Raw genomic sequence first — 13,478 nt, 5'->3', positions numbered from 1 at the left:
TCTAATTCCAGCGCGCGTTTTTGAGTCTGCGGACGCCATGCGGCGTTAACTGCAGCCGATGTTGCACGACCTCTCGCTCGGAAGCGGGAGCGTTACGCCAACGATTTTTTCAGCGAGGGAATCCATTGTCATGCGCACTACAAACTTGAATCAGATTTTCGGATTACTGGCTCTGACCGCCGCGATCGGCGTGACCAACGTAGCGCTTGCCCAGCACGCGGCAACGACGCCCACCATGAAGACCATTGGAACGCCGTCAACGTCGGCCAAACCGGAGATCGTGCCCTCGCTGTTCGTGCTCAACTCCCGTGGTGCGACCTTGCAGGGTGACACCCTCGTTCTGACCGGCGTGTCGCCGAACTCGATCATCTTTGCCGACCGCCCGGTGCGGGCTGCGGGCCACCAGGCCACCGCCGACGTGATCGCGGACTGGGGATCGGGCGAGGACAGTTTTGCCAAGAACGCTCCGAACGCGACCATCTCCGTGCTCGGCCGAGATGGCGCGGTGAAGGACGCCGTCGTGGTCCTCAAGAATCCGAAGCTCGAGGGCGACAAGCTCACCTTCAATGTGCAGATGCTTGAAGGCGATCTTGCAGGCGCAGATGGCGGAGCGGCGCTCTTCATCGACATCATCGGCCGGCCGTTCACGCCGCTCTCGTTCGCCGGCGTCGCGCGGCGCAGCGCATTCCGCGGCGCGATGTATGCCGGCGCGCTGGGTGCGGCGGCGTACGGGGCGGCTGCGTACTACCATCCATACTACCGTCCGGCTTGCGGCTACTATCCATACCCGCCTTGCTATTGAGGCAAGACAGCCGCATTGGCGCTCGAAAGGCGAGCTGCGCGCCCTGGATCGCGAACAGCGCGCCCCTTGATTTAGGTCAACGAATGCGCCCGGTGCGGGCCGTCCAATGGATGAAAGTCATGCGAAGACGCCATTGAGGCAGGAACATTCGTCATGCTGACGAAATGCGATCTTCTCCGTTGGCCCGCCCTGGCGGCACTGGCAGTTGCAGCGGGGCCGATCGCTGCGCTGGTGCAGACCTACGACCAAACGCAACAACACACAAGAATACAGGAGAATTCGACATGCATCGGGGCATTTTGACACTGACGCTATCACTCTGCATTGGCACCCTGAGTGCGTCCTCAGCGCTCGCGCAGAGCGCGGCGCCGGCAATCACGGAGCAGGAGGCGCACGCAATCGCAGTTGATGCCTATGTCTATTTCTATTCGCTGCTATCGATGGACGTCACACGGAAGCAGTTCACCAACATCGGGCCCGGCAAGGAAATGGCGAAGGGGCCGCCGAACATGTTCAGCAACGTACCTGAATATCCACCCGCGGACTTCAAGGGCGTCGTTCGCTCGAACTTCGACACCTTATATTCCAGCGCATGGCTCGACATGACGAAAGAGCCGGTCGTCATCACGGTACCGGATACAAACGGACGCTACTATCTGCTGCCGATGCTCGACATGTGGACCGACGTGTTTGCGTCGCCCGGCTGGCGGACGACCGGCACCAAGGCCGGGACGTTCTTGGTAACGCCCCCGGGCTGGCGGCCCGATCTGCGCGAGAAGTTCGTCGAAGAGTTCAAGCTTCCGGCGGACACCCAGCGAATCGATGCGCCGACGCCGTACGTCTGGGTCATCGGCCGCACCAAGACGGACGGCCCGCACGACTACGATGCCGTCCACAAGATCCAGGCCGGCTACAAGGTCGCGCTGCTTTCCGAGTACGGCAAAACGCCGAAGCCGGTCGAATTCAGGCCGGATCCGAGCGTCGACATGAAAACGCCCCCAAAGATCCAGGTCGATACCATGTCGGCCGGCGTCTACTTTGCCAATGCCGCGGAGTTGCTCAAGCTGCATCCGCCGCACATCACCGACGAGCCTATCATCGCCCAGATGAAGAAAATCGGCATCGAGCCGGGCAAGAGCTTTGACATCGGCAAGCTCGACCCGGTGCTGCAGCGGGCAATGGAGACCGCACCGCAGGACGGCCAGAAACTGATGGCCTGGAAGGTGCCGACGCTGGCGCGGGTTGCAAACAACTGGTCGATGAACACCGACACCATGGGCGTCTATGGCAACTATTATTTGAAGCGCGCGATCGTCTCGCAAGTGGGCCTCGGCGCCAATCTGCCCGAGGACGCCATCTATCCCCTCAACCTCGGCGACGAATCCGGCAAACCGCTTGACGGCGCGAACAAGTACACCATCACTTTCGAGAAGGGCGCTGCCCCGCCGGTCAATGCGTTCTGGTCGGTCACGCTTTACGATCCGGAAGGCTTCCAGGTCGGCAACGTGCTGAATCGCTTTGCCGTCAGCAGTTGGATGCCGTTCAAATACAATGCGGACGGATCGCTCGATCTGTACTTCCAGAACGAGTCGCCGGGCAAGGACAAGGAAGCCAACTGGCTGCCGGCCCCGAAAGGACCGTTCAATCTCACGATGCGCCTTTACGCGCCGAAGTCCGACGCGCTGACCGGAAAATGGAGTCCGCCGACGGTGACGCGGACGCCGACAACGGTCGGGCTGTCGGCTCAATAACGCGCCGCGATGAGCGTCGGCGCTTTGGCGCCGGCGCTCATGCCCGACAACAGCCACGATGGAGAGGGGAGGCATGGCAGGCGTGACCTTCGCCGATCCAGGTGTAGGCCAGGAACAGCTGCAGCAGCAGTCTGCCGACGGCACCATGCTCTACGTTCCCGGCGGCACGTTCCGAATGGGTTCGGATCGACACTATCCCGAGGAAGCGCCTGTTCATCGGGTGACGGTCGATGGCTTCTGGATGGACCGCGTACCCGTGACCAACCGGCAATTCCGGCAGTTCGTCGAAGCAACCGGCCATGTCACGTTGGCCGAAACGGCGCCGGATCCAAAGGACTATCCGGGCGCGCTGCCGCATATGCTCAAAGCCGGTTCTCTCGCATTTGCGCCGCCCAAGCGGCGCGTCGATCTGCGCAATTGGGGCGAATGGTGGACATTCAAGTTCGGCGCCAACTGGCGACGGCCTTACGGTCCCGGCAGCTCGATCCGCGGACTGGACGAGCACCCGGTCGTGCATGTCGCCTTTAGGGATGCCGAGGCTTATGCCAAGTGGGCGGGCAAGGAGCTGCCGACCGAGGCCGAGTGGGAATTCGCGGCACGTGGCGGCCTTGACGGAGCCGAGTTCGCTTGGGGCGACACGTTCGCGCCCGGCGGGCGTCAGTTGGCCAACACCTGGCAGGGCGAGTTTCCGCACGAGAATCTGGCGACCGACGGCTATGCGGGCACTTCGCCGGTGACGGCGTTTCCGCGGAACGGTTATGGCCTTCACGACATGATCGGCAATGTCTGGGAATGGACGACGGATTGGTACGCGGCGAAGCACGAAGCCGATGCGCCAAAAGCCTGTTGTATCCCGGAGAATCCGCGCGGCGGTCGCGAAGACCAGAGCTACGACCCATGCATGCCCAGCATCAAGATTCCGCGCAAGGTGCTCAAGGGTGGATCGCATCTGTGCGCCCCCAACTATTGCCGCCGCTACCGGCCAGCGGCGCGCCATGCCGAGCCGGTTGATACATCGACCTGTCACGTTGGCTTCCGCTGCATCAAACGGGAGAAATTGACACCATGAACGATGAACAGAGCCGTTTACGACAGAAACAAAAATTGCTGTTGGCCTCCGGCCTTGCGACGTTGCTTGTCGTTTTGCCAGGTCCTCTCACTGCGCTGGCGGTGGCGCAGCAGATCACCGGCACACCGGGCACGCCCAGCGCCACCATCACGCTCGATGGCAAGCAGCTTCCGCCCGAACCTCCAAAGTTCGGCGGCGTGATCAAGGAAGAGGCCAAGGACTCAAGTCCGTATTGGCCACCGTCCGTCGCGCCGCCTAAGGGCGCGCCGAACGTGCTGCTGATCATGACCGACGACCAGGGGTATGGCGTATCAGGCACTTTCGGCGGTGTCGTTCCGACCCCGGCAATGGACCGCGTCGCCAAGGCCGGCCTGCGCTATACGCAGTTTCACTCGACCGCGCTGTGCTCGCCGACAAGGGCTGCGCTGATCACCGGCCGCAACCACCATTCGGTCGGGTATGGCGTCATCGGCGAAATGTCGACCGGCTATCCCGGCTACAACTCCGTCATCGGCCAGGAAAGTGCTACGGTCGGGACCATCCTGCGGGACAACGGATTTGCCACCTCGTGGTTCGGCAAGAACCACAATACGCCGACTTATCTCTACAGCGCCGCCGGACCATTCGACCAATGGCCGATCGGCATGGGCTTTGAATATTTCTACGGCTTCATGGGCGGCGAGACCGACCAGTGGACACCCTATCTGTACCGCAACACGACCCAGATTTACCCCTGGATCGGCAAGACCGGCTACAACCTCACTACCGACATGGCGGATGAGGCCATCAACTACATGAACGGGCTGAACGCGGCAGCTCCCGACAAGCCGTTCTTTGTTTACTACGTGCCCGGCGGCACCCATTCGCCGCACCAGCCGAAGAAGGAATGGATCGAGAAGTTTAAGGGCAAGTTCGACATGGGCTGGGAGAAGCTGCGCGAGCAGATCTTCGCCAACCAGAAGCGCCTCGGCGTTGTCCCCGCGAACACGCAGCTCACCCCCTGGCCGGATACCCTGCCGAAATGGGACTCGCTCTCTCTCATCCAGAAGAAGCTGTATGCGCGCGAAGCCGAGGTGTTTGCCGGCTATGCGGCCTATACCGACCATGAAATCGGCCGCGTTATCCAGGCAGTCGAGGATATGGGCAAGCTCGACAACACGCTGATCATCTATATCAGCGGCGACAACGGCACCAGCGCGGAAGGCACGCTGGAGGGCACTCCGAACCAGATGACAGCCTATAACGGCGTTCTGAAACTGCCGGAAGCCGAGCTGATGCTGCACTACGAGAATTGGGGCTCCGACAAGACCTACCCGCATATGTCGGTGGCGTGGTCATGGGCCTTCGATACCCCGTTCAAGTGGACCAAGCAGGTGGCGTCGCATTTCGGTGGCACAAGGCAAGGCATGGCGATCTCATGGCCCGGCCACATCAAGGACGTCGGCGGCATTCGATCCCAGTTCCATCACATCGTCGATATCGTGCCGACGATCCTTGAGGCCACAGGCATCGCAGCGCCCGCGACGGTGAATGGAATCGCGCAAAAGCCCATCGAGGGCGTGAGCATGGCCTATACGTTCGACCAGTCGAACGCGAACGCACCGTCAAAGCGCACCACGCAGTATTTCGAGATGTTCGCGAACCGCGGCATCTACCACGAGGGTTGGTATGCATGCACGACGCCGCCCGCGCCGCCATGGCTATTGGGAACGGCAAAGCTGCCTGATGTCACCAATTACAAATGGGAGCTTTACAACATCACCGAGGATTTCTCGCAAGCCAACGACCTCGCAGCCAACAATCCCGACAAGCTGAAGGAGCTTCAGGCGCTGTTCCTGGGTGAGGCGGAGAGATATCAGGTCTTGCCGCTGGACAATTCGGTCCTGCCACGTCTGACGACGCCGCGTCCGAGTGCGACTGCGGGACGAACTGAATTCACATACAAGGGCATCAATCCCGGAATTCCCGACGGCAACGCACCCAGCATCATGAACAAGGACTACAAGATCACTGCCGACATCACCGTCCCGCAGGGCGGGGCTGAGGGAATGATCGTGACGCTCGGCGGACGCTTCAGCGGCTATGGCCTCTATCTGCTGAAAGGCAAGCCGGTCTTTGTCTACAACATGCTGGATTTGAAGCGATACCGTTGGGAATCGGGGGTAGGCGCGCGGGACTGGCTGGGCTCGGCGCTCAAGCCGGGCAAGCACACCATCGTGTTCGATTTCAAGTATAACGGACCGGGCTACGGCAAAGGCGGCACCGGCGTGCTGTCAGTCGATGGCAAGGAGGTTTCCCGCCAGTCGATCCCGCACTCGATCTCGTTTATCATGGCGATCGACGAGTCGTTTGACGTTGGCGTCGATACACGCACCGGAGTGGATGACAGCTACAAGCTGCCGTTCCAGTTCACCGGCAAAATCGACAAGCTGACATTCAAGCTTGGACCGACGCAGGTATCGAGCGACGAGCATCGGATCATCCAGCACGCCCGCGCCAAGGCAAACGACTAGATCGAGCGCCATTGAGTCTGCGGGCGTTGAAGGGTGCCCGCAGACTCGTCCCTGCACGACTCCAGGACATCGCCGCGCTGATTGATCCTGTCCTTGCGGCCGCGGCCTGTCGCGACTGGATGCGCGTGAGCGTCTTCGGCGAGCCGTAGCCGTGAAATGGTCGAAGCCCCCCGAACCGAGGCGCCCCCCGCCGCCAATTCTTTGCTCGGGAAAATTTTCGAGCGGCCCTTTTGCACTGGATTATGAGCGGCAGAGCATTGGTCAGCTTCGCTGATCTTTTCCGCCTTGGTTCGAGTCCAATTGCCTTCGTTCCGATTCGCTAGTGCGGTTTCTGGCGCGAAACTGGTGCAGTGCTCCGAAGCTGGCCGGCGCGGGTCCAGGCCCGATCTGATTCACCCCTCCAGGCACGGGCCGGGCAACCGCGTGCGCTTAATGAGGGTTTAACGCTTTTGCGCAACAGATAGATCACCAGCGCGGAATGTCCTAGTTGCAAGTGCGAACCGAGCTCCCGAGGAGGGGAATCGGATGGGACTGCTTTTTGTTGGCGTGCTGGCAGGGGTCCTGATCGGCTTTGGCTTTTTCGCGCCTTCCCGAGGGTATTTCCTTGGCTGCGCGTCGCCGCCCTGTTTCGACAGGGTCGCGGTCGCACGACCCGCGCAGCTAATGCCGACGGCATTGGCGCCGGATCCTCCGGTCGTCAAATCGAATTCTGCAACGCCGGCAAGGCCCGGCAAGAAATCATCTCCAGAGAAACGCGGCTCGGCCGACCTCGCCAAAGCGGCGTCTCCGCGGACGAAAATCAGCGTCCCGGCATCCGAACGGCCCGCGGACGTATCAGACCCTGTCCTGGAAAAGGCGAAGGTCACCATCGCGGCGAAGATCGAGGATCCAGGATCGGCCGAATTCACCGATATGAAGCGGACAATGCGAAAGAACACGCTTGGACGCCCCGTGGATACGATTTGCGGGCGTGTGAAAGGAAGAACCGTATCAGGCGGCGAGACCGGAGAGAGACCGTTTCTTTATCTCGTGAAGGAGGATGAAGCCTATGTCGTCGACGGCAAGTCGGGGTCGGCGGCGTCAACGGCGTATCGAAATATTTGCAATTAGGAAATGCGTCGACTGCGTCACCGCGGTACGCGCCCGAATGATTTGAGCGGAAAGAATTTCCACCCACGCGCCGAGTGATCCCGCAGCGGATACGGCACTAACGGCGGCACTGCGCCGCTCTCGTGCTGCTGCATTCAGGATGAATGCAGCAGCAGGGGAGACGCAACACGAAATGGGAATATCGCGGAAGTTCTTTTATCTCGAGGAAATCATGGACGACATAACCAACTCCTCAAGGCGACTCGATGGATCGCTTCACTTGCCGGTTCTGGTGATCGTCGAACCGCTCCTGTTGCCCCGCACGTGTATTCTGACCGTCCTCAGGCGGGAATTGGCGGAAGTCGAGATCCTCGACATGGCAACGGTCGAAACCCTGGACTGCACGTCAACCCGCGATGTTCGTCTGGTGGTGCTGAGTATCGCCGACAAGTCCATCGACGATCCCTCGGTTGAGGGCAATCTCGCCTTCGTTGCGGAGTGCTGTCCCAACGCCGCCGTTGCGATCCTGTCAAACCATGACGACGAGCCGACCGCGCAGGCCGCGATGCAGCGGGGCGTGCGCGGCTTTCTTCCCACCTCGCTCCCAATCGAGGTCGTCATAGCCGGCCTCCGCCTTGTTCTTGTCGGCGGCGTCTACAGGCCATTGCCGGTCGGCGGGATGAACAGGATGCCGGATTTCGAGCCGCCGGATGCGCGCGGGCTTGCGCCCGCATACCTTATGAACGAGGGAGCCAGAGCGGCTATCGACAGGAGCATGACCGGTCTCACGCCTCGAGAGCAACATGTTCTGGCGGAATTGGAGCTCGGCCTGCCCAACAAGCTGATCGCCGCCAAATTGAATCTCTCGGAAAGCACGGTCAAGATGCACATCCAGCACATCATGAGGAAGTGCGCTGCGCACAATCGGACGGAAGCCGTGCTCCGCTGGCGCGGCCGGTTGCCCGCGCAGAGGCGCGATCACGACCCCGGCGCAGCGCCAATGCTGGAGAGCTAGTCCTCTCTGAATGCACCACGGAAGCTGTCGAGCAGGGGCCTCAGTGCGTAGAGAGCCACGGTACCGCGTCCCGTCGTGATGAACACTTGAACCGGCATGCCGGGGACGATCTGGATGTCGTTTGCGACGATCTGCGCGTCGTCGATCCGGATCTTGGTCGCGTAGTATGGCTGGTCGGTACGCTTGTCGAGGAGCCGGTCTGCGGACACGTGCACGACGGTTCCTTTCAGGCGGGGCACGCGACGCTGATTGTACGGTACGAGGTGAACCTCGGCATTGAGGCCGGGATGAACCACATCGATATCCTCAGGCCGCAGGCGCGCGGTCACGATGAGGCGGTCTTGCCGTGGCACCAGGTCCATGAGCGGGGCACCCGCTCCGATGACGCCGCCGGCTGTATGGATCCGCAAATCGGTTATCACGCCGTCCTCGGGCGCCTTGACCTCCGTTCGCGATAGCTGATCCCTGGCCGCAAGCAACCGCTCGCGGAGCTGAAATATCTGGTTCTGTGCTTCGCGAAGCGACTGTGCGATCTCGTTCTGTCTCTCGCTCTCGAGCTTGAACAACGTGGCCTGTTGTTCGCTGATGACCTGCCCGGCGCGGGAAATCTGCGCGGTGATCTCGCCGCGGCGGCCCTCGACGTCGGCCAGCTCCCGCTGCAGGTTCAGAAGTCGCGGCCGCCGTTCGAGCCCCTTGTTGACGAGGGTCGCGACCATGTCCAGCTCCTCCCGGACGATGCTGATCCGCTGCCCGGTGGCGCTCTCCTGCGCCGTGAGACCTTCGATCTCCTTCTCGACTTGACGCCTTCGTTCGCGAATGACCGCGAGCTGCGACTCGTGAACCTGCAGGCGTGCCTGAAAGATGAACTGCTGCGCCGACACCGCAGCGGCGGCCACGCCGTTCTGCTTGCTGTCCTGGCCCAGCGCGTCCGGGATTGCGATCGTTTCAAATCTCTGCTGCTCGGCTTCAAGCCGAGCGGCACGCGCAGCTGCATCCCACAATTGGCCTTGAAGGCTTTGCATCTCCGAGCTGGCCCGGGTGTCGTCCAGCGCGATCAGCGTTTGGCCGCTTCGCACGATATCGCCATCCGAAACCAGGATCTTCCTGACGATACCGCCTTCCAGATGCTGAATCGTTTTGCGGCTCGATTCCGATTCCACGACGCCGGAGGCGATCGCGGCGCTTTCGAGCGGCGCGAGGCTCGCCCATGTCCCAAGCCCCAGCATGAAGCAGAGCACCAGCAGATTGCCCGCGACGGTGATACCGCGAAGCCTTCCGCGTGGAGAGGTCGGCGTGGGCGTCGAGCACCATGGAAATTCCAGCGGCGCGAAATCGTCGATTGCGGTCACCACGACTCCAGACCGTCGGGCGGGCGGAGGGCTTGCCGGCGCTCGCATGAGCCGGTCCCAGATCATGGGAAGTCTCGATACGGCGGCGTGCTTCCAGATGGTGAGAGAATTCCAGATCATGGCACAATCTGCGAAGTAACTTGGGGGCGGCTCAGGTGCCGTTCAAAGATGTCCTCGCTGTCGCCGAACGCGGCGACCGCACCGTCTTCCATGATGGCGATCTTGTCCGTGGCGGCGAGGAGACCCATCCTGTGAGTGACGACAACGAGGATGACACCTTCGAGCTTCATGCGCTCGATGGCATCCAGCAGCATTCGCTCGCCGCCGTAGTCGAGGCTGGCATTGGGTTCGTCGAGAACGATCAGGCGCGGGTTGCCAAAAAAGGCGCGGGCAAGACCGAGGCGCTGCCGATACCCGCGTGAGAAGGCTGCTTCACTGTGAACCGGCGTGTCGTAACCCTCGGGCAGGCGCATGATCGCCCCATGGATTCCGACGAGCTTGGCCGCTTCCACGACCTTCTGCCGGTCGGCATCTTCAAGGCGTGCGATGATGTCGTTGATGGTGTCGCCGAAAAGGTTGATATCCTGGGGGAGATAACCGAGGCTGTCGCCGCTGCGGCCCTCGCGGAGCAGCGAAACGTCGGTATTGTCGAGCAGGACACGGCCATGCGTCGGCATCGACAGCCCGGCGATCACCTGGCCGAGCAGGGACTTGCCTGATCCGGACGGACCGATAATGCCAAGGCATTCTCCGGGCATGAGGCTGAACGAGACCCCGTTCAGCAGGAGATGGTTGCTCCCCGCAAGCCACACGCTGACATTGTCGACGACGAGGCCACTTCGCGCCTGCGGCGGGAAGACCGACGCGCTCTCCTGCCGGACGACGGGGAATGCGGCGAGAAGTGCGCCGAGCCGCTGGCAGGCGGTCACGGCCGTCACGAGTGATTTCCAGCCTGCGACCGCACTTTCGACCGGCGCGAGCGCCCGGCTGAACATCAGCATCGCAGCAAAGATGATGGCTGGATTCTTGCCGTGATCGAGGACGAGCCATGCGGCAGCCCCCATGATCAAGACCTGCGACAGCGCGCGAACCGGCTTGGCCGCCAGTGAGACGATCTCGCCTCGCCGGAGTGCCACATCGTGCTCTCTGCGCGCTTGCTGCGCGTCACGGTGGATCATGCGCGCAGCGCTATCGAACATTCCCATGGCACGGATCATGTGGATGTTGCCCGCGGCGGTCTGAAGGCGACCGTAGCTTCTGGAGAGCGCGGCGCCGGATCTGAGCAGAACGTCTTCCGTGACCAGCTCTCCGGCAACCGTGAGAGCGAACAGGAAGGCGACGCAGCAGGCGCCCACCATGCCGAGCAGGGGATGGATCAGGAAGAGGACAAGGAGGAACAGGGGCGCCCAGAGCGCGTCGAACAGCATCGTACATGCGCCGGACTCGACGAACTGGCGCAGCACGGTGAGATCCCGATATGCGCCCGACGCTTGCGTCCCATCGCCGCGAAATGCCGATTCGAGACCGGCCGAAAGCACGCAAGGACGAAGGCGATCGTCGAGCCAGCCGCCGAGGCGTCCGAGGACGGCGCGCCGCAATGCATCGAACACGCCGCCGACAACCACTGTGATCGCGACAATGAGCGTGAGCAGGAACAACGTGTCGCCGCTCCGGCTCGACAGCACCCGGTCGTAGATCTGAAGAAGATAGATGGAGGGCGCAAACAGAAGCAGGTTGTAGCTGCAGCTATATGCGAAGACGAGAGCTAACGGTCCCACGCAGGACCAGAGGGCCGCGTGCAGTGGCGTTCGGATCTGCGGCAGGATGGGCAACCGAAGGGGCGGCATCAGCATGATCATCACCGCCTGAAATCGAGGTCCGGCGCACCTGACCGATGGCCAACGCAATCCGGCAACGGCATCGGTACATCATTGGCGTGAAATCCAGGACCGGCGGCCGCGGCCGTCGGTCCCTCCAGTCGGACGAGCGGCTGGTCAGAGCGTATCGAGATCGAAGCTCACTCCGCCACCCCATGCGAAGTTGCCGTCTCCGCCATCGCCGCCGATGCCGGCCGCAACTTCCTGGTGCTGGTCCACCATGACCTTGTTGATCTGGGTGGCATCCGTATTGGCGTGGACCTTGGACGTATCGTAGCCGCTGTAGGATTTCTGGCTTCCGTTCGACTCGGCGTCTCCGCCATGGGCCTTGGAGAGCACCGAGGCCTTGGCGTTTGCGCCGCCGGCATCCCAATCCGCCGACTGTTTGACGTGATCGCCGGTGCTCACGTGCACGTCAGCACCTTCCGCCTTGTTGGTCGGATCGTAGTTGACAGTCGGCTTGCTGATGATGGCTCCCTTGAAAACACCGTCGCCGCCATTTCCGGCACTTTGACCACCGGTGTCGATCGATTTGACCTTGATCGTATCCGAGACGTTGATTGCCTTTGGCAACATTTGAGGCCTCCGTCGTTGTGTTGGCTGTCGTGCAACATCCTCCCCATCAGGCGGACGCGCGCGCCAAGTCTGATCCGCTCGTGCGCGAGGGCGATAGATGTCAAATCGGACACCACCCGGTTTGGTGGGCCTACGTACGAAAGTACGAGTTTTCGTCAGGGGAGGCCGCCTCTGCGTGGGCTTTGCATGCGGAGAGTGGCGACGGTGCGCGTCGCGATGCGATCGGCCATGCGAGCGATGCAATTTTCGCTATGCCAGCAGGTGAAGATCCGACAAGAGATGCGCGAAATCGCCGCCCAGCGCGAGGTTGCCGGTGCCGCCGTCCCCGCCAACTCCGGCGATCTGGATCGCACTCTGGTCGATGTGCACGTTGTTGACTTGATCGGCGACGGCCGTCGAATGTGGACCTGCGATTGCTATGTTGATGGGGGCGTAGATCGCGACGCTGACGTCGATCAGGCTGCCTGCAAAATAGCCGTTGCCGCCATTGCCTGCGCTGTTCGAACCGGTTGCGATCGTATCTGAGCCGCCCCACAGATGGGAGAGAAGGCTTGCATGGCCGCCCGCCGCGGCGTTGTCGCTGCCGCCGTGGCCGCCAATACCGGCGATCTGAATCGCGGATTGATCCACGGAGACATCATTTATCTGGACCGCGTAAGCGCTGGAGCCATAGCCCGCGATTGCGATGTTGATCGGGTTGTACACGACAACCGAGGTATGGACGAGTTCCCCGTAGAACACGCCGTCACCGCCATTGCCGGCCTCGGTTCCGCCCGTGTGAACGCCAAAGACGCTCCCTCCGTTGCTTGATCCCCAACTGGGGTCGAGCGTGATGACGCTGCCGCCGGCGGCCACATTGCCATGTCCGCCACTTCCGCCGACGCCCGCGATCTGCGTAGCCGATTGGTCGATGTCGACCGTGTTCGACTGACTTGCATGCGCAGAGCCGCCCGGGCTCGCCAATGCAATATTGATCGGATGATAAATCACCACGGGAGCGTCCACGATCGCACCCGAGAAATAGCCGCTGCCGCCGTTCCCGGCGCTGTTGTCGCCGCTGGCGATCACGCCGGAGCCTGAGGACGACGTGACGTTTCCTCCCGATGCAAGGTTGTCGTTGCCGCCATCACCGCCGACGCCGGCCATCTGAAAAGCGGACTGATCGACATTCAGATTGTTGGACTGGCTGGCCAGGGCGACCGCGCCGTATCCCGCGCTCACTGAGATGTTGATCGGCTCGTAGATCAGCAGGGACGCGTGAATGATACCTCCGTAGAAGTGGCCATCCCCGCCGTTCCCGGCCGTATTCGCCCCACTCTCGATCGAAGCAATGCCCATCCCGGCATGGGATGCGCCGGAAGCAGGCTTCGTGGACGAAACATCCGGGCCCGCCTCGGTGTGGTTGCCGGCGTGGCCGCCGGTGTCGACCCCCGATGT

Annotated in this window: 10 protein-coding genes; 6 read left to right on the top strand and 4 right to left on the bottom strand. The window is 61.9% G+C overall.

Annotation, left to right across the window (positions count from 1 at the left end):
* The first annotated feature begins 130 nt into the window (after positions 1 to 130).
* The 6 genes from NLM27_RS24300 (at position 131) to NLM27_RS24275 (ending at position 8,239) form a co-directional block, all read left to right on the top strand.
* Complete coding sequence (locus NLM27_RS24300; RefSeq protein ID WP_254145738.1) at positions 131 to 802, top strand: hypothetical protein; 672 nt, start codon at positions 131 to 133, stop codon at positions 800 to 802.
* Between the two features lie 284 nt (positions 803 to 1,086).
* Positions 1,087 to 2,553: a DUF1254 domain-containing protein gene (locus tag NLM27_RS24295; protein WP_254145737.1), complete on the top strand. Its 1,467-nt coding sequence runs from the start codon at positions 1,087 to 1,089 to the stop codon at positions 2,551 to 2,553.
* A 145-nt stretch (positions 2,554 to 2,698) separates the two neighbouring features.
* On the top strand, positions 2,699 to 3,622 hold the full coding sequence (locus tag NLM27_RS24290) for a formylglycine-generating enzyme family protein (protein WP_254148909.1): 924 nt from the start codon (positions 2,699 to 2,701) through the stop codon (positions 3,620 to 3,622).
* Positions 3,619 to 6,135: an arylsulfatase gene (locus NLM27_RS24285; RefSeq protein WP_254145736.1), complete on the top strand. Its 2,517-nt coding sequence runs from the start codon at positions 3,619 to 3,621 to the stop codon at positions 6,133 to 6,135. The genes NLM27_RS24290 and NLM27_RS24285 overlap by 4 nt, the downstream gene beginning before the upstream one ends.
* A gap of 525 nt (positions 6,136 to 6,660) precedes the next feature.
* Entirely contained in the window at positions 6,661 to 7,245 is a 585-nt protein-coding gene (locus tag NLM27_RS24280) for a hypothetical protein (protein WP_254145735.1), read from the top strand.
* Positions 7,246 to 7,384: 139 nt separating this feature from the next.
* Positions 7,385 to 8,239, top strand: coding sequence for a response regulator transcription factor (locus NLM27_RS24275; RefSeq protein WP_254145734.1), 855 nt, complete (start codon positions 7,385 to 7,387; stop codon positions 8,237 to 8,239).
* On the opposite strand, the gene NLM27_RS24270 is transcribed toward NLM27_RS24275, so the two are convergent.
* From NLM27_RS24270 to NLM27_RS24255, 4 genes are all read right to left on the bottom strand, one after another.
* Positions 8,236 to 9,588 carry an HlyD family type I secretion periplasmic adaptor subunit gene (locus NLM27_RS24270; RefSeq protein ID WP_254145733.1) on the bottom strand — a complete coding sequence of 451 codons (1,353 nt, stop codon included), beginning with the start codon at positions 9,586 to 9,588 and terminating at the stop codon, positions 8,236 to 8,238. The two genes, NLM27_RS24275 and NLM27_RS24270, sit on opposite strands and share 4 nt — an antisense overlap.
* 116 nt (positions 9,589 to 9,704) lie before the next feature.
* Positions 9,705 to 11,441, bottom strand: a complete 1,737-nt coding sequence (locus tag NLM27_RS24265) for a type I secretion system permease/ATPase (RefSeq protein WP_254148908.1) — start codon at positions 11,439 to 11,441, stop codon at positions 9,705 to 9,707.
* Positions 11,442 to 11,582: 141 nt separating this feature from the next.
* A complete protein-coding gene (locus NLM27_RS24260; RefSeq protein WP_254145732.1) occupies positions 11,583 to 12,041 on the bottom strand; it encodes a hypothetical protein in 459 nt (152 codons plus the stop codon).
* A 249-nt stretch (positions 12,042 to 12,290) separates the two neighbouring features.
* Complete coding sequence (locus tag NLM27_RS24255; RefSeq protein WP_254145731.1) at positions 12,291 to 13,379, bottom strand: hypothetical protein; 1,089 nt, start codon at positions 13,377 to 13,379, stop codon at positions 12,291 to 12,293.
* Between the last annotated feature and the right edge of the window lie 99 nt (positions 13,380 to 13,478).

The organism is Bradyrhizobium sp. CCGB12 (assembly GCF_024199845.1).
In the GTDB taxonomy this organism is placed as follows: Bacteria; Pseudomonadota; Alphaproteobacteria; order Rhizobiales; family Xanthobacteraceae; genus Bradyrhizobium.
The sequence above is the reverse complement of the archived record's forward strand: the minus strand, read 5'-3'. Positions and strand labels throughout refer to the sequence as shown.